This window comes from Sinorhizobium psoraleae, from assembly GCF_013283645.1.
Classification (GTDB): domain Bacteria; phylum Pseudomonadota; class Alphaproteobacteria; order Rhizobiales; family Rhizobiaceae; genus Sinorhizobium; species Sinorhizobium psoraleae.
Genome location: NZ_JABEKV010000002.1, coordinates 197,683 through 220,311 on the forward strand (window position 1 = coordinate 197,683; position 22,629 = coordinate 220,311).

Sequence of the window (22,629 nt, forward strand, 5' to 3'; positions counted from 1 at the left end):
CGCACAGGGAACAGCCCCGGATCTCGCCGCCGACGCACCCCTTGCCTTCCCGGAAAAGTCCGGGCAAAAGGCCCGCATGATCCAGATCGCCGGTCTCTCCGCCCGCATTGCGGGCCGCCTTCTCATCGAAAATGCTTCCGTGACGCTTCCGGCGGGCACGAAGGCAGGGCTCGTCGGACGTAATGGGGCAGGCAAATCGACGCTCTTCCGCGTCATTACCGGCGAGCTTTCGGCGGAAGCCGGCAGCGTCTCGTTGCCGAAAAACGCGCGCATCGGCCAGGTTGCCCAGGAAGCACCCGGCACCGAGGAGCCGCTGATCGAGATCGTACTCAAGGCGGACAAGGAGCGCACCGCGCTCATCGCCGAAGCCGAGACCGCGACCGATCCACACCGGATCGCCGAGATCCAGACGCGACTTGCCGACATCGGCGCCCACTCGGCGGAAGCGCGCGCGGCAAGCATCCTTGCCGGTCTGGGCTTTGATCACGACGCGCAGCGGCGTCCGGCATCCTCCTTCTCCGGCGGCTGGCGCATGCGCGTGGCTCTGGCAGCCGTTCTCTTTTCCGAGCCGGACCTGCTTCTTCTGGACGAGCCGACCAATTACCTCGACCTTGAAGGTACGTTGTGGCTCGAGGACTATATTCGCCGTTATCCGCACACGGTCATCATCATCAGCCACGATCGCGACCTCCTGAACACGGCCGTCAACGCGATCGTTCACCTCGACCAGAAGAAACTCACCTTCTATCGCGGTTCCTACGACCAGTTCGAGCGGCAGAAGGCGGAGGCCGACGAATTGCAGATGAAGGCGAAAGCCAAGAACGAAGCGGCACGCAAGCATCTGCAGAGCTTCATCGACCGCTTCAAGGCCAAGGCCTCGAAGGCCCGCCAGGCACAAAGCCGCGTCAAGGCGCTGGAGCGCATGGGCACCGTAGCGGCCGTGATCGAGGATCACGTCCAGGGTTTTTCCTTTCCCGATCCGGAAAAGCAGGTGGCGTCGCCAATCGTCGCTATTCAGGGCGGCGCGGTTGGTTACGAACCGGGCAAGCCCATCCTCAAGCGCCTCAATCTCCGCATCGATGCAGACGATCGCATCGCCTTGCTCGGTTCCAATGGCAACGGCAAATCGACCTTTGCGAAATTCATATCCGGTCGCCTTCGGGCGGAAGCCGGCGATGTGCGGATCGCCCCGGGACTGAAGATCGGGTTCTTCGCGCAGCATCAGCTCGACGATCTGGTACCGACGCAAAGCGCGGTGGAGCACGTTCGCCGGCGCATGCCCGATGCTCCGGAGGCAAAGGTTCGTTCGCGCGTGGCGCAAATGGGCCTCGCAACGGAAAAGATGGATACGGCCGCGAAGGATCTTTCCGGCGGCGAGAAGGCGCGGCTCCTGATGGGGCTCGCCGCCTTCGACGCGCCGAACCTGCTGATCCTCGACGAGCCGACCAACCATCTCGATATCGACAGCCGCAACGCACTGATCACCGCGCTCAACGACTATTCCGGTGCGGTCATTCTCATCTCGCACGACCGGCACCTGATCGAGGCTACCGCCGACCGGTTGTGGCTCGTGCGTGATGGTACCGTCGCCACCTACGACGGCGATCTTGAGGACTACCGCAGCCTGATCGTCGGCGGCCCCAAGTCCAGGGACGACAAGGCGAAGGTCAACGGATCGGACGAGGCCCTCTCGAAGGCGGATCAGCGCAAGGCCAATGCCGACAGGCGCACATCGCTGGCGCCTCTCAGGAAAAAGATCAACGAGATCGAATCGTTGACCGGAAAATTGGAGAAACTGATTCAAGCTCTTGATGCCGAGCTTGCAGATCCCGGTCTTTACGAGAAAGCTCCGGCAAAGGCCGCGCAGAAAGCCAAGGAACGCTCGGAAGCGGCCGCGAAGCTGGCCGAGGCGGAAGAGCAGTGGTTGGAGCTGTCAACCGAATACGAAGAGGCGATGATCAGCTGATCAGCCAAGCTCGAACGTCGTGATGCCGTAAATCCGTCCCAGCGGAAGATCCGGTGCCGGACCCCGATACATCCGCGCGGTTTCGAAGACCGGCTTCATGTTGTGGCGTTCGCAAAGCGCTCGGGCCGACACGTTCGGTTCGGGAATGTCGAGATAGACCGGACCACCTTTCACCTCGGCCGCGAGCTTCCGAAAGATAAGATCGGCGCCTGTCTCCGTATCGGCGAAGAGCGGACCGATCTTGTACCCCTCGCGGCAGGCACGCAGCGTTCCATAACCGGTGATCGTCCCATCGCGCAGCAGCACGACGCTTCGGCGCGTCTTCAATTGTTTCGTCCACTCGCGCAGAAAAGCATCGCGACTTGCCGGGTTGAAGCCGCGATCATACGCGATCAAGGCAGGCGCATGGACGGGCGCTACGTCGATCAGGTTCGTGCCGGGCGGCTCCTTCACGTCGACTACGCCGCCGTACCGAATATTCGCATGGGATCGGACGAAGCCCGACTTTCGATAGTTCTCCTGTTGCGCCACGACACCATCGAGCCCAACGGTTCGGTCCCCTGCCTCCGCGATCGCTCGCTTCCATAGCGCGAGGCCGATGCCCCGGCCGCGGTAGGCGGGGCGAGCGACGTAAAAGCCAAGAAACGCGTAATCACTACCGTAGCGTACGAGCGAGATCGCGGCTGCGAGCGTGTTCTCCTCGGTGGAGACCCAATATCCTTCAGGATCGGCCGCCCAGAACGCGTTGGCGTCCTCCAATCCGGGGTTCCATCCTTCTTGCGCAGCCCAGTCGATGATCGTGTCGAATTCGGCGCGCGTCGCATGACGAATGGTTTGTGTCATTGCAAATCCCCAACAACTCGCTCTACGGTACCGATATCCTCGGCAAGCGAAACCATTTTTTCGCTCCGACCACAAAGGGGCGCCGACATCTTGCGTGACCAGGGTGACGACGTGAGAAGCGCCGGGCGCGCTTGCCCGCTGCCTCCAATCTGCTACAAGGATCGAGAATAAATCATACTAATCCGAGCGAAACACCATGACCCCCATTCAAATTGCGATTGTCGGCGTCGGCAAGATCGTGCGCGACCAGCACCTGCCGGCTATTTCAAAGAATGCAGACTACCGGCTGATTGCGGCGGCGAGCCGCCACGGAACTGTCGACGGCATCGATAATTTCAAGTCCATCGAGGCGATGCTGGAGGCGGTACCGGCGATTAACGCGGTCTCGCTGTGCATGCCGCCGCAATATCGTTATGAAGCCGCGCATGTGGCGCTCGAGGCCGGCAAGCACGTCTTCCTCGAGAAGCCGCCCGGCGCGACCTTGAGCGAGGTTGCCGATCTCGAAGCGCTGGCGGCGGCCAAGGGTGTTTCGCTCTTTGCAAGCTGGCATTCGCGCTATGCGCCGGCGGTCGAGGCCGCCAAGGCGTTTCTCGCATCGACGACGATCCGCAACGTCAAGATCATCTGGAAGGAGGATGTCCGCCACTGGCACCCGAATCAGGAGTGGATCTGGGCGGCCGGCGGACTCGGCGTCTTTGACCCGGGCATCAATGCCCTCTCGATCGTCACTCATATCCTGCCCCGCCCGATCTTCATCACGTCGGCGACGCTCGAGTTTCCAGAGAATCGCGATGCGCCAATCTCTGCGACAATCGCTTTCAGCGATGCCGACAAACTCAACGTTTCGGCGGAATTCGACTGGCGCCAGACCGGCAAGCAGAGCTGGGACATCGTCGCCGAAACCGACGCCGGCGAGATGGTTCTGTCAGAAGGCGGTGCCAAGCTGGCCGTCGATGGAAAGCTGGTGCATGAAGAGCCCGAGCAGGAATATCCGATGCTTTATCGGCGCTTCGCCGAGCTCATCAAGACCGGCAAGTCCGATGTTGATCTGGCGCCTTTGCGCCATGTAGCCGACGCCTTCATGCTCGGCCGGCGCAAGTTCGTCGAGGCGTTCCACGACTGAGAATGTCGTTTGCTCCTCGCTGCCATTGCTGACTGACCCTCTCCCCCTGATCCTCTCGCCGCGCGCGGGGAGAGGGGGACTGAGAGCTTGCGGCGAGTCCCCTTCGCCCCGCTTGCGGGGAGAAGGTGGCCGGCAGGCCGGATGAGGGGCAGCCTTTCCGCTTGACGAGAGGGTCGCTCAGGCCTTCTTTTCCCAGCGTCCGTCTCTGTTCTGCTGCCAGTAGGTGAGGTTGTGCCCCTCCCCTTTGAGCCGTTTCCATTGGGCACGCGCAGCTTCGAGTTGCTGCTGATCGTAGCCGTCGAACATGAAGACCACGCGCTCGTAGCCATTCACCGGCGGCGGCTCCGCGCCATCCACAAGGAAGCGCACGGTCGCGGCATTCTGATTGCCGTGATCGGCGACGATCAGGATCGGTTGGTCCGCCGCAAAGTCACCGGCATCCGTGCCATGCGGCAGAAAGCTGTCGTCCCGATAGACCCAAAGGTGCGTATCCAGTGCGTCGCGCCGCTCGGCATCGACCGTCTGTACGGCCACCCGCCACCCGCGCTCGATGCTCTTGTCGAGCAACGGCGGCAGCGCATCCTCAAGCTTCGATTCCGTCAGGTGATAGAAAAGAATCTCGGTCATACCGCCCTCTCCCGGACACCTGCCGCGCTAACGGTCAGGACTCGTAGCTCGCGCGGACCAGTTCGTCGAGGAGGCGTACGCCGAAACCGGATCCCCAGGACTGGTTGATCTCGTCGGTCGGCGAGCCCATCGCCGTTCCGGCGATGTCGAGATGCGCCCACGGCGTATCCTTGACGAAGCGCTTGAGGAACTGCGCCGCCGTCACCGAGCCGCCATGACGACCGCCCGTGTTCTTCATGTCGGCGAACTTGCTGTCTATCATCTTGTCGTATTCTTTGCCGAGCGGCATCCGCCAGAGGCGCTCCTGCGTCGTAGAGCCGGCTGCGAGCAGCTGTTCGGCAAGGCGGTCGTCATTCGAGAACAGCCCGGCATAGTGGCTGCTGAGCGCCACCATGATGGCGCCGGTGAGCGTCGCCAGATCGATCATCGCCTGCGGCTTGAAGCGATCGTTGCAGTACCAGAGCGCATCGCAGAGGACGAGCCTGCCTTCGGCGTCCGTATTGATCACCTCGATCGTCTGGCCGGACATCGACGTCACGATGTCGCCCGGCCTCTGGGCACTGCCGTCCGGCATGTTCTCGACGAGCCCGATGATGCCGACTGCGTTGACGTTTGCCTGCCGCGCGGCGAGCACATGCATGAGGCCGGTAACCGCGGCGGCGCCCCCCATGTCGCCCTTCATCTCCTCCATGCCCGAAGCAGGCTTGATCGAAATGCCGCCGGTATCGAAAACGACGCCCTTGCCGATGAAGGCGATGGGCTTCTCTTTCGCTTTTCCGCCTTTCCACTGCATGATGACGAGACGCGGCGGCCTGGAAGATCCCTGGGCGACGCCGAGCAACGCGCCCATTCCGAGTTTCTTCATCTCCCGCTCGGTCAGGATTTCGACGTCGACGCCGAGCTTTTCCAGTTCCTTCGCCTTGGCCGCGAACTCCACCGGCCCAAGTACGTTGGCCGGCTCGTTGACGAGATCGCGTGCTAGGAACACGCCTTCGCCGATCGCCTGACCGGTAACGAACGCCTTCTTCGCGGCGATCACCATGCCGGTAACGATGGTGACTTTGATCGGCTTTTGCTGGGGCTTCGAGTCGTCGTCGGATTTCTTGGTCTTGTAGCTGTCGAAGGAATAGGCGTTCATCTCCATGCCGAGGGCGAAATCCGCGGCAGCCTTGCCCGTGACGTCGACACCCGGCGCATCGAGAAAGACCGTGACCTTTTCAGCGGAACGCAGCTTCGCGGCAACCGCGCCGCCCGCCTTCAACCAGTCGTGATCCGTCAGTGCCGCCGCGTCGCCGAGCCCGAAAAGGAGGATTCGGTCGGCCGGCGATCCGTGAGGAGCGACGATATCGAGTGTCGAAAGCGCCTTGCCCGTGAACTTGCCGACCTTCGCAGCCTTCGGCAAAACGCCTTCCGGATCGGCGACTGTCGCACCAGCCGCCTCCTTGCTACCGGCGACCTGAAGAAGGACGGCGACGCCGCCAGCCGGGCGATGGGACTTACTGAAAGCGAACTCGAATTTCATCGGCATATAACACTCCGGGCAGTTCTGATTTGGGCCCGCCCGCTCTGTTACCGGACGGTTACAGTGGCAAACATTCGCGACGCCGGCCACCGTCAAAGTGGTGGCGCGCACCCTTCTCGCTTTTGAACCGCTTGGCAAGATGCTCACACGTGTTTACATGCGGTTAACCGCAGTTCTTCGCCTTATATTAGCCTTGGCGTTCGAGAATCGGATTCGAGCGGAGCGGCCGGCGGAGAGCCGGTCCGGGCGCAAGGCGAGCCAGTGAACGGGGTCGTGAAGGCGGAGGGGCACGGAAACTTGAGCAGGATTTTGGACCGGATACGGACATGAAGCTGATCGAACGCTACATCTTCCGACGCGCCGCGACCATGTTCCTGGCAACGCTTCTGCCGCTGATGGGAATCGTGTGGACGACACAAGCGCTCACGAACGTGAACCTGGTCACCGACAGCGGTCAGTCGATCTTCGCTTTCCTGAAACTCGCGACACTGATTCTCCCGTCTGTCGTTCCGATCATTCTCCCGTTCGCGCTTATTATCGGTGTGACACAGACGCTGAGCGCGATGAACACCGATTCGGAACTGACCGTACTGAACGCGGCCGGCAGTTCCCGCATGTCGATTATCCGGCCCGTCATCTATCTTGCCGCCGGATTGAGCGTGCTGTCCTTTGCCATCGACAACTTCGTCGAGCCCTATTCTCGCGTCGCCGTGCGCCGGATGATAGCGACGGCGCATGCCGACCTGCTCTCCGCCGTCGTGCAGGAGAACTCGTTCCGAAAGATCACCGACGGGCTTTATGTGCAGGTCGGTGCCCGCCGCAGCGGCGGCGTCCTGCAAGGCATCTTCGTTGCCGATTCGCGCAATCCGAATTTCGAGCTCGTCTATTACGCTCGCGAGGGCGCCGTCGACGAGGAGAGCTCGGCCCTGGTGATGAAAGACGGAGAGGTCCACCGCAAGCTGCCGGATGGCGGCGTCTCCGTCATCAAGTTCGACTCCTATGCTTTCGACTTGACGGACATGACCAGGATGGCTGGCGAGGCGAATATCCGGGCCAAGGATCGCGACCTTTTCTACCTGCTCAACCCCGATCCGAACGATCCGGCCTACAAAAGATCGCCGTTGACGTTCACAGCAGAACTCAATCGCCGCTTCACCGAGTGGACTTTCCCGCTGCTGTTCGGCCTCATCGCGCTGGTCGTCAGCAGTGATGCGCGCTCCCACCGAGAGGCGCGCGTACATCCGATGATCAGTGCACTCGGAGCAGCGCTTGTCATTCGATGGATGACGTTCTATGCGGGAAACAGTGCCGAGGATTCCTTCTGGTTCGTTCCGCTCATGTATTTCATTCCACTGGCGACCGGGGCATTCGCGATTCATCAGCTTGTCAGCAATCGCCGCCTCGACATACCGACGACATGGCGGGAAAAGCTGTCCGAACTCCTGGTCCGGCTGCGCTTCATGCGGCCGGCGGGTGCTGACGGGGAGCAGGCATCATGATCCTCGACACCCTCGGGCGTTATTTCTTCAAGCGCTACACGATCACGACATTCTGGTTTCTCGTCGGTATCTTCGCGCTGATCTTCATCATCGATTTCAGCGAGCTTGCCAGCCGCATGTCGGCGTTGCCCCACTATTCGGTGAGCGGCGCGTTGTTGATGACGACGTTTCGCATCCCGACGATCATGCAGCAGACGGTTCCGTTCATCGCGCTTTTTGCCGCGATGGCCGCATTGATCTCGCTGAACCGCCGCTACGAATTGGTCGTGACACGGGCGGCCGGCATTTCCGTCTGGCAATTCCTTCGACCCTTCGTCCTCGGCGCGTTTCTTTTCGGCTTGCTCGCCGTCGCCATACTCAACCCGCTTGCCGCCTGGGGCACGAAGAAGGCTGAGGCGCTCGAAGCCGAGTGGGGCTCGTCCCGTTCCGCGGAAACGAATTCGATTCCCTGGCTGCGTCAGATCTACAATGACACCGATACGATCATCGGAGCGCGCTCGGTTCAGAAGGGCGGAACGGAGCTGATCAACGTCACCGTCATCCACTTCGATCCACAGGGTACGATCACCAAGAGGCAGGACGCGAAGTCTGCGAAACTCGAAGATGGTTACTGGCTTCTTAACAATGTTACGGAAACCGGCGGCGGTCAGCTGCCCCGTCGTCAGGAAACGGCACAGCTGTCCACGAATCTGAAGGCCGAGTTCGTGCAGGAGCGTCTGGCAAAGGCTGATTCCATTCAGTTTTTTGACCTTCCGCGGAAGATCGAGGTGGCCCGATCCTTCGGCTTTTCGACCAACGGCATGGAAACGCAATTTCACTCCCTGCTGTCTCTGCCGCTATTGCTCGTGGCGATGACTTTGATCGCTGCATGCGTCTCTTTAAAATTTAGCCGGTTCAACCAATCGCGCTCCGTAATTCTCGGTGGAATCCTCTCAGGCTTCGTGCTTTATGTCGTCACCGTGCTTGTCAAAGCATTCGGGACCAGCGGTATCGTGCCTCCGTTCGTTGCAGCCTGGTTGCCAGTTGTTGTAGCGATGGCGCTGGGCTCGACGATTCTACTTCATCAGGAGGATGGCTAGTGGCGGTAGGCAACCGCAAACGCATGAAGCTGATCAATGCTACCCTGCTCGCGGGCGTGGCGTTGCATACACTTGCCATGGGAATCAATGCGCCTGCCCTGGCGCAGGACACATCGGCACGAATCGATTCGCTGCAGCCGAACATTCCGGCTGACGAAAAGCTGCTGCTGTCCGCGAATGAGCTCGTCTACAATCGCGACGCGGAAACCGTTACCGTACGCGGCAACGTTCAGATCGAATACGGCGGCTACAAGATGGTCGCCCGTCAAGTCGTCTACGACCAGAAGTCGGGGCGGATCATGGCGACCGGCGAGATCCAGCTGATCGAACCGGATGGTAACATCGTCTACGCCGACAAGATGGATGTCACCGACGATTTCGGTAATGGTTTCGTCCAGGCCCTGCGGATCGAAACGACCGATCTGACGCGGCTGGCGGCGGAAAGCGGTGAACGCCGCAACGGTGAGGAGTTCATTCTCAACAAGGCCGTCTATACCGCCTGCACGCCCTGCAATATCAAGCCGGAACACCGTTCCCTGTGGCACATCAAGGCGGAGCGTGTGATCCAGAACGGCAGGACGCACACGATTCGGCTTGAGAACGCCCATTTCGAGCTCTTCGGCAAACCGATTGCCTATATTCCGGTGATGGAAATCCCGGACCACACGGTCAAGCGCAAGAGCGGTTTTCTGTTTCCGAAGTTCCGGTATGCGCAAAAGCTGGGCGCCGGTGTGGGTGTGCCCTACTACTGGGCGATTTCGCCCTATATGGATGCGACCCTCACCGCGACAGGATTGACCCGGCAAGGCTTTTTGCTCGAGGGCGAGTTCCGCCAATCGTTCCATAACGGCTTGCACACGCTGAACGTGGCCGGCATCAGTCAGCTCGACAAGGATCAGTTCACGCCCGGAACGGTCGATGCCGAGGAAACCAACCGCGGCATGGTGGCTTCCAAGGGTGAATTCGAGATCAATCCGCGCTGGACCTTTGGCTGGAACGTGCTCGTCCAGTCCGACGCCAACTTTGCCAAGACCTACGATCTGGAGAGCTTCGACGGCACCACCTATGTCAATCAGGCCTATCTGACCGGTCTCGGCAAGCGCAACTACTTCGACTTGCGCGCCTTTTATTTCGACATCCAGGACGCCGACCCGAACAGCATTGAGGAGAATCAGCAGCCGGCGGCGCAGGTCCTCGATTACTCCTACACCGCGCCGCAATCCGTTTTGGGCGGCGAGCTCAATGCAGACGTCAATCTCACGAACATCAAGCGCAACCGGCTGGACAACATCAACGTCCTTGGCGTCGAGCGCTTCCGCGGCCTCGAGGGCACCTCGCACCGCCTGACAGCGGAACTCGAATGGAAACGGACATTCATTGCTCCGGGCGGTCTCGTCCTGACGCCGTTGCTCGCTGCACGCGGCGATGCCCTGGGCCTCAGCATGGACGACCCTGGCCCTGACTACACCGGTAACTACATCGACAGCGACGCGGCAACGCGGCGCATGCTGACCGCCGGTCTCGAGGCGCGCTATCCGATCCTCTTTGCCGGTGAGAACAGCAGCCACGTGCTGGAGCCAATTGGGCAGATCTATGCCCGCCCGGACGAACAGCATGCCGGTGGCCTCCCCAACGAAGATGCACAGAGCTTCGTCTTCGATGCGACCAACCTTTTCGATCGTGACAAATTTTCCGGTTTCGATCGTATCGAAGGCGGAACGCGCGCGAATCTCGGCATCCGCTACACCGGAAATTTCGACAACGGTTACGGTTTGCGCGCAATCGCCGGCCAATCGTTCCACCTCGGCGGGCTCAATTCCTTCGCAACCGACGATCTCGTCAAGGTCGGCGCGGATTCGGGGCTGGAGACAAAGAGTTCCGACTATGTCGCGATGTTCGGCATCGACGCGCCTTCCGGTCTGATGGCAAGTCTCTCCGGGCGACTGGACGAAAGCGACTTCGATCTGCGCCGTGCCGATGCGACGGTCGGCTATCTCGGCCTGACGTGGCAGGCGGCTCTGACCTACACGCGCATCGAAGCGCAGCCGATCTACGGATCGCCCTCCGACCAGGATGAAATCCAGACGGCCGCCGCCTTCAGGTTCCACGATTATTGGTCGGTGTTCGGAGCATTGACCTATGACATCAACAACGATGTGATATCGCGCAACGGCTTCGGCATTACCTACGATGATCAGGATACGTTGTTCTCGATCGTCTACCAGCAGGAGCGCGATACCGACAGTTCAGTGGCGAACGACTGGTCGATCGGCGCTCGTATCAGCTTCCGCACGCTCGGCGACATCGACGTTGGCGATACGACATTCGAGGAACTGGACTACTACTGAGTTCTGGGCCTGAGCGCCGTAGCCTGTCCTTTGCTCTATCGGCTGTAGCGATGTTGCGCGTCTCGAAGACGCGCAACGCTCAAGGTTTGACCATGTGGTCTTGTCATCGTTTGGCCGCATGTATTATGCATTTCCTCCAACTGACGTAGGGAAGGCGCAGGCTTGCGGTCCAAAGAAGGCCGCAGGCAATTGGGGCGCGGGACGGACAAGGAAAGACTATGGGCGGGAAATCTATCTTGCGGGCGCTGTCGGCGCTGGTGCTTGCCGGCACGCTGAGCGTCGCTGTGTGTGCAGCGGCACAGGCCGCGAGCGCGGTCAAGGTGATCGTCAACAATGTCGTGATCACTTCGGGCGACATCGCGAAACGCGTAGCCTTCATTCGCCTTCAACGGCAGCGTGGGGGCGCAGAGGAAGCGAAGCAGCAGCTTATCGACGAAGTGCTGAAGCGCTCCGAGATCGCGCGCGTCCAGCAATCGGTCAGCACGCAGGACGTTGACGCGGCTTTTGCGCGTTTTGCCTCCGGAAACAAGCTGTCGCCCGAGCAACTCGGCAAGATCCTCGATCAGTCCGGTGTCGGCGTCGATCATTTCAAGCAGTATATCGCCGTCCAGATGAGTTGGCCGCGCGTCGTCAACTTCCGCTATGGCAATGCCAACCGCCTGTCCGGAGGCGATCTTGTGAAGCGCATGATGGAGGGCGGCGGCAACAAGCCGGTAACGACGGAGTATTTCCTGCAGCAGGTCATCTTCGTCATTCCGGAATCGAAGCGCGGCGCGATTACGGCAAAACGACAGGCTGAAGCCAACGCTTCGCGCTCGCAGTTCCCCGGTTGCGAAACGTCCAAGGCCTTCGCAGCCAACTATCGCGACGTCTCGATTCGCAGCCTTGGCCGCGTGCTTGCCCAGCAATTGCCGGAAGATTGGAAGCCGCTCGTCGAAAAGGCTGGCGACGGCACGACGACCGGCACACGCGTCACCGAAAAGGGTGTCGAATATCTTGCCATCTGCAAGAAGCGCCAGGTCAACGACGACACTGCCGCCGAAATCGTCTTCCGCGCCGAGGATCTCGGCAAGAAGAAGTCCGGCGGCGAAGACCCGAACAGCGCGAAGTACCTCGAAGAACTGCGTGAGAAGGCGCGGATCATCAACAAGTAACGCGGGCTATCATGAACAAGACGAGCGGCAGGCCGATCGCCCTGACGATGGGCGACCCGGCCGGTATTGGCCCGGACATCAGCCTGGCCGTGTGGGCAAGGCGCGAGACGCGGGCGACGCCGCCCTTCCTTTTGATTGGCGATCCTTCGGTGCTTTCGGACCGCGCAAAGGCGCTCGGCCAGACCGTGCTGATAACGGAGACCGATTGCCTCCATGCATCCTCCGTCTTCGGGGGAGCCCTGCCTGTATTGCCGATCCGCTGCACCGCTCCGGTCGTTGCCGGCGAACCCAATGCCGCCAACGCCTCCGCAGTCACCGGCGCCATCGATGCCGCCGTGCGGCTCGTCATGGCCGGCGATGCGTCGGCCGTCGCCACCAATCCCATTGCGAAAGCGGTGCTTTACGAAGCCGGCTTCCGCTTTCCCGGCCACACCGAATATCTCGCGCATCTCGCGGAGAAGGCGACCGGGGCGCCCGTCCTGCCGGTCATGATGCTGGCCGGGCCGAAGCTGCGGGCGGTTCCCGTGACGATACATATTCCGCTCAAGGATGTTCCCGGCGCACTGACGTCGGAACTGATCTACCGGACCTGCATGGTAACGGCCGCCGATCTCCGAAGCCGCTTCGGTTTGGCGGCACCGCGCCTTGCCGTCGCCGGTCTCAACCCGCACGCGGGCGAAGGCGGTGCACTCGGCCTCGAGGATGACGCGCTCATCCGCCCCGTCATCGACCGGCTCCGCGCCGAGGGACTGGATGTCGTCGGCCCGCTTCCGGCAGATACCATGTTTCACGACCGCGCAAGGGAAACCTACGACGTCGCCATATGCATGTATCATGATCAGGCATTGATACCCGCCAAGGCGCTTGGTTTCGATGACAGCGTCAACGCCACGCTCGGCCTGCCCTTTATCAGGACATCGCCGGACCACGGCACTGCATTCGGCATCGCCGGAAAAGGAATTGCGCGCGAGGATAGCCTGCTGGCGGCACTGCGCCTGGCTGCGGAGCTCGCTGCCAATGCGGAAGGGACGCATCGCTGATGGCGGCGCTCGACGGCCTGCCGCCACTCAGAGACGTCATCCAGCGTCATGGCCTCGACGCAAGGAAGGCGCTTGGTCAGAATTTTCTGCTCGACCTCAATCTCACCCAAAAGATCGCGCGCACGGCCGGTCCGCTCGATGATGTGACCGTCATCGAAGTCGGCCCTGGGCCCGGCGGCCTCACGCGGGCGATCCTGGCATTGGGTGCCAGGAAGGTCGTGGCGATCGAGCGCGACGCCCGATGCCTGCCGGCGTTGGCCGAAATCGCCGCACATTACCCGGGCCGGCTCGATGTGATCGAGGCGGACGCTTTGAAGATCCCGTTCGAGACGCTGGCCAGCGGCCCGGTACGGATCATCGCCAACCTGCCCTACAATGTCGGCACGCAGCTCCTGGTGAACTGGCTTCTGCCGGAGCGCTGGCCACCCTTCTGGCAATCGATGACGCTGATGTTCCAGCGCGAGGTTGGCCTGCGGATCGTGGCCGGTGCCGACGACGATCACTATGGTCGTCTGGGTGTCCTCTGTGGCTGGCGGACCAAGGCGCGCATGGCCTTCGATGTTTCGCCGCAAGCCTTCACGCCGCCCCCGAAGGTGACGTCGTCAGTTGTCCATCTGGAGCCGATCGCCAACCCAATCCCCTGCTCTGCCTCCGCCCTCGAAAAAGTGACGCAGGCCGCCTTCGGCCAACGCCGAAAAATGCTGCGCCAGAGCCTCAAAAGCCTAGGTGGCGAGGCGCTGCTGGCAAGGGCGGATATCGATCCCCAAAGGCGCGCCGAAACGCTAACGGTCGAGGAATTTTGCCGCTTGGCGAACTGTCTCGGTGGTTAGAGCCATTCCAGGAAAAGTGTGTAGCGGTTTTTCCGTCCGGAATTGCATGAGTTCAAAGAGTTGGATCATCATTTTCACTGTTTCAATTGAACACTGAAATGATCTTGTCAGCCAAGTCAGAGATGCCTCCGCTCGATTAAAAGGGGTTTTCCGTCAGCAGCCGGTTGACGAAGTCAAACAGGCCGGGGCGGCGGTCGCGGCGCAGGCGTTCGGCCTCCACAATCGCCCGGACGGCAGAGAACGCCCGGTCGAGATCGTCGTTGACGACGATGTAGTCGTACTCGCGCCAATGCTCGATCTCGGCGCGCGAATTGGCCAGCCGGGTCGCGATGACCTCTTCGCTGTCTTCGGCGCGCCGGTGCAGCCGCGACTGCAACTCGGCCATCGATGGCGGCAGGATGAAGATCGAGACGACATCGCCTCCCATCTTTTCCTGCAATTGCTGGGCGCCCTGCCAATCGATGTCAAAGAGCATGTCCCGGCCTTCGGCCATCGCCGCCTCGACAGCATCGCGCGGCGTTCCATAAAAGTTGCCGTGCACCTCCGCCCATTCGAGCAACGAATCCGTCGCACGCAGGGCCTCGAATTCGCGGATCGACTTGAAGAAATAATGCCGCCCCTCGATTTCACTCGGCCGCCGCGCGCGCGTCGTCACGCTCACCGAAATGCTGAGTTCCGGATCGGCCTCGAGCAGGTTGCGGGCGATCGTCGACTTACCGGCACCCGACGGCGACGAAATCACGAGCATCAGCCCACGGCGGGCGATCTTGATGGGCGAAGCGGTCGCCGATTTCATGTCTTACTCCAGATTCTGAACCTGCTCGCGAAACTGATCGATCACGACCTTCAACTCGATTCCGGCGGCCGAGACGGCGGCGGCATTCGACTTCGAACAGATCGTATTCGATTCGCGGTTAAATTCCTGTGCCAGGAAATCGAGCTTGCGGCCAACAGGACCGCCCTTCGCAAGAAGATCGCGGGCAGCGGCGACATGCGAACCGAGACGGTCGATTTCCTCCCTGAGGTCCGCCTTCGTGGCAAGCAACGCGACCTCCGCATACAGCCTGTCACGGTCGAGCGAGGATGCGCCCTCCATCATCAGCGCCACCTGCTGCGCCAGCCTTTCGGCAATCGCCGAAGGACTGCGGGACGGGTCGCCCTCGATCGTGGCCGTCAGGTGCGCGATGCGATCCACCTGCGCAAGCAGGATCTGGCCAAGCGCGCTTCCCTCCTCTTCACGCATGGACCGCAAGTCATCGAGGGCAAGCGCCAGGCCGGCGAGGATATCGGCGTCGCGCGCGGCGCGCTCGCTCTCGCTTTCTTCCGGCTCCCGGAAGTCGATGATGCCGCGGATGGAGAGCAGCGTGTCGAACTTCAGCGGCGCGGGATCGACGAGATCACCGAGCTGCTCGCGAAGCTTCAATACGGCCGACAACGCACCCTGATTGACGACGGCCTCCACGGCGGCCTCGCCGCCGCTGACAGTGAGGCCGATTTGCAGATTGCCGCGGGCAAAAAGTTCCGATGCGAGGCGCCGACAGTCGGGTTCGAAGCGCTCGAGCCCCTGCGGCAGGCGGAGGCGAATGTCGAGCCCCTTGCCGTTGACGGACCGCAATTCCCAAGCCCAGCGATGCCGGCCGCTGCTGCCCTCTCTCCTCGCAAAGCCAGTCATCGATTGGAGCGGCATCATTACCTCCGTTCGCTGCTGCATCTCTCCTCGAAATCAGAGCTGATTGAGGAAACATGCAGCGATCCAAAAGTGCTGCGGCGACGTTTGCGCGTCTGAACGCGGCGCTGTAGTCGCAGAAGCAATAGGTCGGCGGCGCGGGATCCCGCAAGGGATATCCGCACCGCACTCCATCCGTCCACAATAAGGGCCTGTTACTGCGCCTCGGCCGGTGTCACCGTCGGCTCGGCGGTTTTGGCCGCCTCCGCCGCCTTGGCCGCCTCTGCGGCCTTCTCGGCTTCGAGCTTTCGCCAACGCCTCACGTTGGCGTTGTGCTCGTCCAACGTCGCGGCAAAGACATGGCCGCCCGTTCCGTCCGCCACGAAATAAAGTTCCGGCGTGCGGGAAGGATTGGCGACGGCTTCGAGTGCCGCACGGCCCGGATTAGCGATCGGCGTCGGCGGCAGCCCCTTGATGATATAGGTGTTGTAGGGGGTTTCCTTATCGAGGTCCGACTTCAGGATCGCCCGATCCGCCGGCTTCCCCTCCCCACCGAAGATGCCATAGATAATCGTCGGGTCGGACTGCAGCCGCATGCCTTTTTCCAAGCGGTTGATGAAGACAGACGCCACGCGCGGCCGCTCGTCCGCGCGGCCCGTTTCCTTTTCAACGATCGAGGCCAGCGTCACGAACTCCTCGACAGACGAGACCGGAAGATCGGGATCGCGCTTTTCCCAGATCTGATCGACCAAGGCTTTTTGCGCTGCGACCATCTGCTGGACGATCTCGGCACGCTTGGTGCCGCGGGTGAATTTGTAGGTGTCCGGCTTCAGCGAACCCTCCGACGGCAGATCCGGCGGCAAATCGCCGACGAGCACCGGATCATCGGCGAGTTTGCGGAACATCTGCTTGACCGTCAGTCCCTCCGGAAGAGAAACGGAGTATAGGATCGACTTGCCGGACTTCAGCAGTTGCATGATTTCCTGCATCGACGAGCCGGCCTTGATCTCGTATTCACCTGCCTTCAGGGTCTCATTGTCGAGATAGGCTTCGGACACGAAACGGAACACACGGCTGTCCGTGATGATGTTGTTGCGCTCCAGGCCGCCGGCAATTTCGCTGATGCCGGCGCCACTGCGAACGATGAAATTCTTGTTTGCCTCCAGCGGGCCGGGCTTTTCGTATTCGTGCATCGCATAATAGACCGCGCCGGCGGCTGCAAGCGCCACGAAAACGATGACCGTCATCAGGAAATTGAGAAAGATGACAACCTGGCTGCGCGCCTTGCGGGACCGCTTGGGCGGTTGCGGAACCTTTTCCGGGCGCAGGGCTTCATTTGCCGATTTCGGGATGATCGGCCCGTTGCTCCCGGTTTCATTGCGGCCGAACTGTGCCGCGCCGTTATCGTTTGAGTCGCTCACGATTATCCCGAATCCGAAATTCGCAATCTCAATCAAGCTGCCACCAATGCGAATTTCGGCTTAGACCGGCGGCAAGCTGAATGTGTCAGAGCAATGGATATTCTACAAATTGTCAGAAGTGCCTTGCGCGAACATAGTCGGCGGCGCCGCGCGGCGGCGACTCCTCCATTTACAGCTTGTAGCGAGCAATGCGGCAAAAAGCAGGATCACCAACCGGCGTTTGAGCGGGACCAGTACGCCGGAAGGGTTTTCCGACATCACGACGATCCTCGGCCAACGTAACCGAGAATCGTCGTGGAGAATCATCATTATCGATCCCGTCGCGTCGGCGATTTTAGTTGCCGTTGTAGCGACGCAGAACCAGCGAAGCATTCGTGCCGCCGAAACCGAAGGAGTTCGACAGTGCGATGTTGATCTCCCGCTTGCGCGCGACATGCGGCACCAGATCGATCTTCGTCTCGACGGAGGGATTGTCGAGATTGAGGGTGGGTGGAGCGATATTGTCGCGAATCGCGAGAGCCGAGAAGATTGCCTCGATCGCGCCGGCGGCTCCCAGCAGGTGTCCGATTGCCGACTTAGTCGAAGACATGGATATCTTCGAAGCGCTGTTGCCGACCAGCCGCTCGACCGCGCCAAGTTCGATGGTATCGGCCATCGTGGACGTTCCGTGGGCGTTGATGTAGTCGATGTCGGCGGCCATCAGGCCGGCTCGCTTCAACGCCATCTGCATGCAACGATACGCGCCATCGCCGTCCTCGGACGGAGCGGTGATGTGGAAGGCGTCACCGGACAGGCCGTAGCCGACGACTTCGGCGTAGATCTTGGCGCCGCGTGCCTTCGCATGCTCCAGTTCCTCGAGAATGACGACGCCGGCGCCTTCGCCCATGACGAAACCGTCGCGATCGGCATCATAGGGGCGCGATGCCTTTTCCGGATTATCGTTGTGCTGGGTCGAGAGCGCCTTGCAGGCGGCGAAGCCTGCGAGCGAAATGCGGCATATCGGCGATTCCGTGCCGCCCGCCACCATCACGTCGGCATCGCCGAGCGCGATCAACCGGCTCGCATCGCCGATCGCATGCGCGCCCGTGGAGCAAGCCGTCACGACCGAGTGGTTCGGGCCACGAAGCTTGTGGCGAATCGAAACCTGGCCCGACGCGAGATTGATCAGGCGGCCGGGAATAAAGAAGGGAGAAATACGACGCGGGCCCTTGTCGCGCAGCGTATAGCCTGCATCGACGATGCCTTCGAGGCCGCCGATGCCGGAGCCGATCAGCACGCCGGTTGCGATCTGGTCCTCATCGTTTTCCGGCTTCCAGCCGGCGTCGGCCAGCGCCATGTCGGCTGCAGCCATCGCATAAACGATGAAGGGATCGACCTTGCGCTGTTCCTTCGGTTCCATCCAGTCGTCGGGATTGAAGGTGCCGTCCGAGCCGTCGCCAAAAGGAATACGGCAGGCGATCTTGGCAGGAAGATCCTCAACCTCGAATTCGGTGACCTTGCGCGCAGCATTCTGGCCCGCGATAAGACGCGACCAGCTGACCTCGGTTCCGCAACCCAAAGGGGATACCATGCCGGTACCGGTGATAACGACACGTCTCATAACCCGTGACCCACCCTGACTGTTCAGTTCTAGAGCCGGACCGGACCACGCGTGACGACCCCGATCCGTGCATCCATTGTAAATTTCTCACGTGACGATCAGAGGGAAAGGCGGGAACGCTTTGCTGATCGAAACCCGCGGTCAACGCAGGCCAGCCCACTTCCCCTGGGCTGGTACGGGCCGCAGCAGGCGGCCCGTCAACGGCCTAGACCGTAAAAATCAGGCCTGAGCCTTCTCGATGAACTTGACGGCGTCGCCGACGGTCAGGATCGAATCTGCCGCGTCGTCCGGGATCTCGACACCGAATTCTTCTTCGAATGCCATGACCAGTTCGACGGTGTCGAGCGAGTCCGCGCCGAGGTCATCGATGAAGCTTGCGCCTTCGCTGACCTTTTCGGCGTCGACGCCAAGATGATCAATAACAATTTTCTTCACGCGTTCTGCGATATCGCTCATGTCGGAGTTCCTCGACCTTCGTTTCTCTGCGGCGCCATTCTTGGCGCCGTCACTTTCAATCAAGCCTGATAGACCAAGATAGTCCAACGGGCAATCCATCCAACCGAACCCGCGGAAAACCCAAGGCAGCGAGGGCTGCCGGACACCTGGCCGGACCGGTCGACTGCGCACAGTCATGGCCCGATTAACATGGTTTAAGCCTGCCGCAAAGTGCGAAAATGCCCGACATTCGCTTGGTCAACATTGAATTTCAGGCATTTGGCATCGACCAATGAAGGTACCGAACCAGGTAGCGACGGCGGGTGAAACACGCGCCGTCCGCCTCACCCGGTGCCGGATCAGATCATCGCCATGCCGCCATTGACGTGAATGGTCTGCCCGGTGACGTAACCCGCTTCGTTCGAAGCAAGATACGCAACGGCGGATGCGACCTCCGCACCCGTACCCATCCGCCGCATCGGGATGGCACCCATGATGCCTTCCTTCTGCTTGTCGTTAAGCTTGCCGGTCATCGCACTTTCGATGAACCCTGGGGCAACGCAGTTGACGGTAACGTTGCGGGTGGCGATTTCCTGCGCGAGCGACTTGGAGAACCCGATCATGCCCGCCTTCGAAGCGCAATAGTTGGCCTGCCCAGGATTGCCGGTAACGCCGACAACGGAGGTGATGTTGACGATGCGGCCGAAACGGCGGCGCATCATCGGGTGTGTCAGTTCACGGGTCAGGCGGAAGACCGCCGTGAGGTTGACCTCGACGACACTGTCCCAATCTTCATCGCTCATGCGGACGAAGAGGCCGTCCTTGGTGATGCCGGCATTGTTGACGAGGATGTCGACGCCGCCGAGCTCAGCCTCCGCCTTCTCGCCAAGCGCCTTGACTTCGGCGCGGTCGGAAAGATTGGCGGGAAAGATCTGGACGCGTTCGCCAAGCGTGTTGGCAAGTGCTTCGAGCTTTTCGACGCGCGTGCCGTGCAGGCCGACAATGGCGCCCTGTGCGTGCAGGATACGGGCGATTTCCTCGCCAATGCCACCGGATGCGCCGGTGACGAGAGCCTTGCGGCCGGAGAGATCAAACATGGACATGTTCCTTGTAACTGGAGCGCTCAGGACTGAAGTGCGGCGAGCGCCGTATCGATGTCGGCGGGCGTATTGACGGCAATACCATTGACAGTCTTGTCGATCCGTCGAGCAAGTCCCGTCAGCACCTTGCCCGAGCCGATTTCATAAAGCGTCGTGATATTGTTGGCCGCGAACCATTCTACCGTCTCGCGCCAGCGCACCTGGCCGGTCACTTGCTCGACGAGCAACCGGGCGATCTCGCCGGCGTCACTTACCGGAGCGGCCAAAACATTCGCCACCAGTGGAACGGACGGGTCGCGCTTCTCTACCTTGGCAAGCGCATCGCGCATGGCATCGGCAGCAGGCGCCATCAGCGAGGAGTGGAAAGGCGCGGATACCGGCAGCATCAGCGCGCGCTTGGCACCTTTTTCGGAGGCGAGCGCGGCAGCCTTCTCCACCGCCTGCTTCTCTCCCGAGATCACGAGTTGTCCGCCGCCATTGTCGTTGGCGATCTGGCACGACCCGAGCGCGGACGCTTCACGACAAACCGCGTCAACGTCCGCATGTTCCAGGCCGATGATGGCAGCCATGGCGCCTTTGCCGACGGGGACAGCCGCCTGCATTGCGTTACCGCGAATGCGCAGGAGGCGGGCCGTGTCGGCGATCGAAAACGTCCCGGCGGCGCAGAGCGCGGAATACTCGCCGAGCGAATGGCCGGCGACGAAGGCGACCTTGCTCTTGAGATCGAGCCCCTTGGCCTCGAGCACGCGGATCATCGCCATGGAAACGGCCATCAGCGCCGGCTGCGCGTTTGCCGTCAGCGTCAGCGTTTCCTCCGGCCCGTTCCACATGACGTCGGAAAGCTTTTCGCCCAACGCTTCATCGACCTCGGCGAAGACGGCAGCGGCCTCCGGAAAGGCCTCCGCCAGATCCTTGCCCATGCCGACAGCCTGACTGCCCTGCCCGGGAAACGTGAATGCAATGCTCATGGGCTGCCCTTCCCTTGATGACGAAACGACCGGAGCGAGCCAAGCTTCTCGTGATCGTTTCTCATATGATTAGAGCGGATGCCGGCGGAAAACCGCCTCACATTCCCCATCCGCCCTGTTTTTCCTCTCCATTCACATTCCTGAACAGGGAGTCAAGCGCAGAGGCCGAGCTTCACCCTTGCCAGCGGGCTTTTGCCCTTGATCTTCGTCAATCAAGGCGTAAGTTTGCCGCGCATCGCTGCCGCCCCGCTGATAAGCCATGCTCCGCGGCACAACCCAATCATTGGCGGCGCGCCTTTTCCTCCCGCTGGCGCGGAACCGCCCCTCGCGAGGAACAATACTTCATGCGCTACAACATGCTAGGCCGCACCGGCATCAAGGTTTCGGAAATCTGCCTGGGCACAATGACCTGGGGCTCCCAGAACACGCAGACCGAAGCCTATGGACAACTCGACTACGCCTTCGACCGTGGCGTGAACTTCATCGATACGGCCGAACTCTATCCGACGACGCCGCTTTCGGCCGAAACCTACGGCAACACCGAGCGCATCATCGGGAACTGGCTGGCGATGCGCGGCCGCCGCGACGATGTGGTGGTCGCGACCAAGGTGGCCGGTCCCGGCCGTCCTTATATCCGCAATGGCGAGCCGACGACGCCCGAGGGCCTAGAAGAAGCTTTGCACGCCAGCCTGAAGCGGCTGAAGACCGAGTATGTGGACCTTTACCAGCTGCATTGGCCGAATCGCGGCCACTATCACTTCCGCAATTCCTGGTCCTACGACCCGTCCGGACAAGACAGGGAGCATGTCGCCGCAGACCTGAAAGCGATCCTCGACAAGCTTGGCGACCTCGCAAAGGCTGGCAAGATCCGCGCCATCGGGCTTTCGAACGACACCGCCTGGGGCGCGATGAAGATGCTCGACCTGTCGAACAGATACGACCTGCCGCGCCTTGCGACGATCCAGAACGAATACAATCTTCTCTATCGCGCCTACGATCTCGATCTCGCGGAACTGTCTCACCACGAGGATATCGGTCTGCTTGCCTATTCGCCGCTCGCAGCCGGTCTCCTGAGCGGAAAGTATCTCGGAGGGGCGAAGCCGGCAGGATCGCGCCTGTCGATCAACGGCGACCTCGGCGGCCGTTTCACTCCGCACCAGGAGCCCGCCGTCGCCGCCTATGTGGCGCTCGCCCGGGAGCATGGCCTCGATCCGGCGCAGATGGCACTCGCCTTCTGCCTAAGACGTCCCTTCACGGCTTCGGCCATCATCGGCGCGACGTCGATGGAACAACTGAAGACCGACATCGGCGCCGCCGGTATAACGCTCTCGCAAGACGTGATGAACGGCATCCGGCGCCTCCATCGGCTCTACCCGGCGCCGATCTGAGCGGCTCTTCTTATATCGGA

Annotated in this window: 19 protein-coding genes; 9 read left to right on the forward strand and 10 right to left on the reverse strand. The window is 61.3% G+C overall.

Going from position 1 to position 22,629, the window contains the following annotated elements; all coding sequences use genetic code 11:
* Positions 1-76 precede the first annotated feature (76 nt).
* Positions 77-1,966, forward strand: a complete 1,890-nt coding sequence (locus ILFOPFJJ_RS09770) for an ABC-F family ATP-binding cassette domain-containing protein (RefSeq protein ID WP_173510368.1) — start codon at positions 77-79, stop codon at positions 1,964-1,966.
* On the opposite strand, the gene ILFOPFJJ_RS09775 is transcribed toward ILFOPFJJ_RS09770, so the two are convergent.
* Positions 1,967-2,809: a GNAT family N-acetyltransferase gene (locus ILFOPFJJ_RS09775; RefSeq protein ID WP_173510369.1), complete on the reverse strand. Its 843-nt coding sequence runs from the start codon at positions 2,807-2,809 to the stop codon at positions 1,967-1,969.
* 196 nt (positions 2,810-3,005) lie between these two features.
* On the opposite strand from ILFOPFJJ_RS09775, the gene ILFOPFJJ_RS09780 reads away from it, so the two are divergent.
* Positions 3,006-3,932, forward strand: coding sequence for a Gfo/Idh/MocA family protein (locus ILFOPFJJ_RS09780; protein ID WP_173510370.1), 927 nt, complete (start codon positions 3,006-3,008; stop codon positions 3,930-3,932).
* A 177-nt stretch (positions 3,933-4,109) separates the two neighbouring features.
* On the opposite strand, the gene ILFOPFJJ_RS09785 is transcribed toward ILFOPFJJ_RS09780, so the two are convergent.
* The gene (locus ILFOPFJJ_RS09785; RefSeq protein ID WP_173510371.1) at positions 4,110-4,559 is read right to left on the reverse strand and encodes a DNA polymerase III subunit chi; all 450 of its coding nucleotides are present in this window, start codon (positions 4,557-4,559) and stop codon (positions 4,110-4,112) included.
* Between the two features lie 34 nt (positions 4,560-4,593).
* Complete coding sequence (locus ILFOPFJJ_RS09790) at positions 4,594-6,087, reverse strand: leucyl aminopeptidase (RefSeq protein ID WP_173510372.1); 1,494 nt, start codon at positions 6,085-6,087, stop codon at positions 4,594-4,596.
* A gap of 320 nt (positions 6,088-6,407) precedes the next feature.
* Here ILFOPFJJ_RS09790 and lptF point away from each other — a divergent pair, with 320 nt between their 5' ends.
* From lptF to rsmA, 6 genes are all read left to right on the forward strand, one after another.
* Positions 6,408-7,580 carry an LPS export ABC transporter permease LptF gene (gene lptF / locus ILFOPFJJ_RS09795; protein ID WP_173510373.1) on the forward strand — a complete coding sequence of 391 codons (1,173 nt, stop codon included), beginning with the start codon at positions 6,408-6,410 and terminating at the stop codon, positions 7,578-7,580.
* The gene (gene lptG, locus ILFOPFJJ_RS09800) at positions 7,577-8,659 is read left to right on the forward strand and encodes an LPS export ABC transporter permease LptG (RefSeq protein ID WP_173510374.1); all 1,083 of its coding nucleotides are present in this window, start codon (positions 7,577-7,579) and stop codon (positions 8,657-8,659) included. The genes lptF and lptG overlap by 4 nt, the downstream gene beginning before the upstream one ends.
* Positions 8,659-11,007 (forward strand): LPS-assembly protein LptD, encoded by a 2,349-nt coding sequence (locus tag ILFOPFJJ_RS09805; RefSeq protein ID WP_173510375.1) that lies wholly within the window; start codon positions 8,659-8,661, stop codon positions 11,005-11,007. The genes lptG and ILFOPFJJ_RS09805 overlap by 1 nt, the downstream gene beginning before the upstream one ends.
* Positions 11,008-11,225: 218 nt before the next feature.
* Positions 11,226-12,161, forward strand: coding sequence for a peptidylprolyl isomerase family protein (locus ILFOPFJJ_RS09810; RefSeq protein WP_173510376.1), 936 nt, complete (start codon positions 11,226-11,228; stop codon positions 12,159-12,161).
* Between the two features lie 11 nt (positions 12,162-12,172).
* Positions 12,173-13,201 (forward strand): 4-hydroxythreonine-4-phosphate dehydrogenase PdxA, encoded by a 1,029-nt coding sequence (gene pdxA, locus ILFOPFJJ_RS09815; protein WP_173510377.1) that lies wholly within the window; start codon positions 12,173-12,175, stop codon positions 13,199-13,201.
* Positions 13,201-14,031 (forward strand): 16S rRNA (adenine(1518)-N(6)/adenine(1519)-N(6))-dimethyltransferase RsmA, encoded by an 831-nt coding sequence (gene rsmA / locus ILFOPFJJ_RS09820; RefSeq protein ID WP_173510378.1) that lies wholly within the window; start codon positions 13,201-13,203, stop codon positions 14,029-14,031. Before pdxA ends, rsmA begins: the two co-directional genes overlap by 1 nt.
* Positions 14,032-14,167: 136 nt before the next feature.
* Here the strand turns inward: rsmA and gmk are convergent, their stop codons facing one another.
* From gmk to fabD, 7 genes are all read right to left on the reverse strand, one after another.
* On the reverse strand, positions 14,168-14,827 hold the full coding sequence (gene gmk, locus ILFOPFJJ_RS09825; RefSeq protein WP_173510379.1) for a guanylate kinase: 660 nt from the start codon (positions 14,825-14,827) through the stop codon (positions 14,168-14,170).
* Between the two features lie 3 nt (positions 14,828-14,830).
* A complete protein-coding gene (locus tag ILFOPFJJ_RS09830; protein WP_173511475.1) occupies positions 14,831-15,718 on the reverse strand; it encodes a YicC/YloC family endoribonuclease in 888 nt (295 codons plus the stop codon).
* A 194-nt stretch (positions 15,719-15,912) separates the two neighbouring features.
* Positions 15,913-17,118, reverse strand: a complete 1,206-nt coding sequence (gene mltG, locus ILFOPFJJ_RS09835) for an endolytic transglycosylase MltG (protein WP_173510380.1) — start codon at positions 17,116-17,118, stop codon at positions 15,913-15,915.
* Positions 17,119-17,452: 334 nt separating this feature from the next.
* Positions 17,453-18,718 (reverse strand): beta-ketoacyl-ACP synthase II, encoded by a 1,266-nt coding sequence (gene fabF / locus ILFOPFJJ_RS09840; protein WP_173510381.1) that lies wholly within the window; start codon positions 18,716-18,718, stop codon positions 17,453-17,455.
* Positions 18,719-18,937: 219 nt separating this feature from the next.
* Positions 18,938-19,174 carry an acyl carrier protein gene (locus ILFOPFJJ_RS09845; protein WP_003531676.1) on the reverse strand — a complete coding sequence of 79 codons (237 nt, stop codon included), beginning with the start codon at positions 19,172-19,174 and terminating at the stop codon, positions 18,938-18,940.
* Positions 19,175-19,512: 338 nt separating this feature from the next.
* The gene (gene fabG, locus ILFOPFJJ_RS09850; protein ID WP_173510382.1) at positions 19,513-20,250 is read right to left on the reverse strand and encodes a 3-oxoacyl-[acyl-carrier-protein] reductase; all 738 of its coding nucleotides are present in this window, start codon (positions 20,248-20,250) and stop codon (positions 19,513-19,515) included.
* 26 nt (positions 20,251-20,276) lie between these two features.
* Positions 20,277-21,221 (reverse strand): ACP S-malonyltransferase, encoded by a 945-nt coding sequence (gene fabD, locus ILFOPFJJ_RS09855; protein ID WP_173510383.1) that lies wholly within the window; start codon positions 21,219-21,221, stop codon positions 20,277-20,279.
* A gap of 344 nt (positions 21,222-21,565) precedes the next feature.
* Between fabD and ILFOPFJJ_RS09860 the strand changes: the two genes are divergently transcribed.
* Positions 21,566-22,609: an aldo/keto reductase gene (locus tag ILFOPFJJ_RS09860; RefSeq protein ID WP_173510384.1), complete on the forward strand. Its 1,044-nt coding sequence runs from the start codon at positions 21,566-21,568 to the stop codon at positions 22,607-22,609.
* The last annotated feature ends 20 nt before the right edge of the window (positions 22,610-22,629 follow it).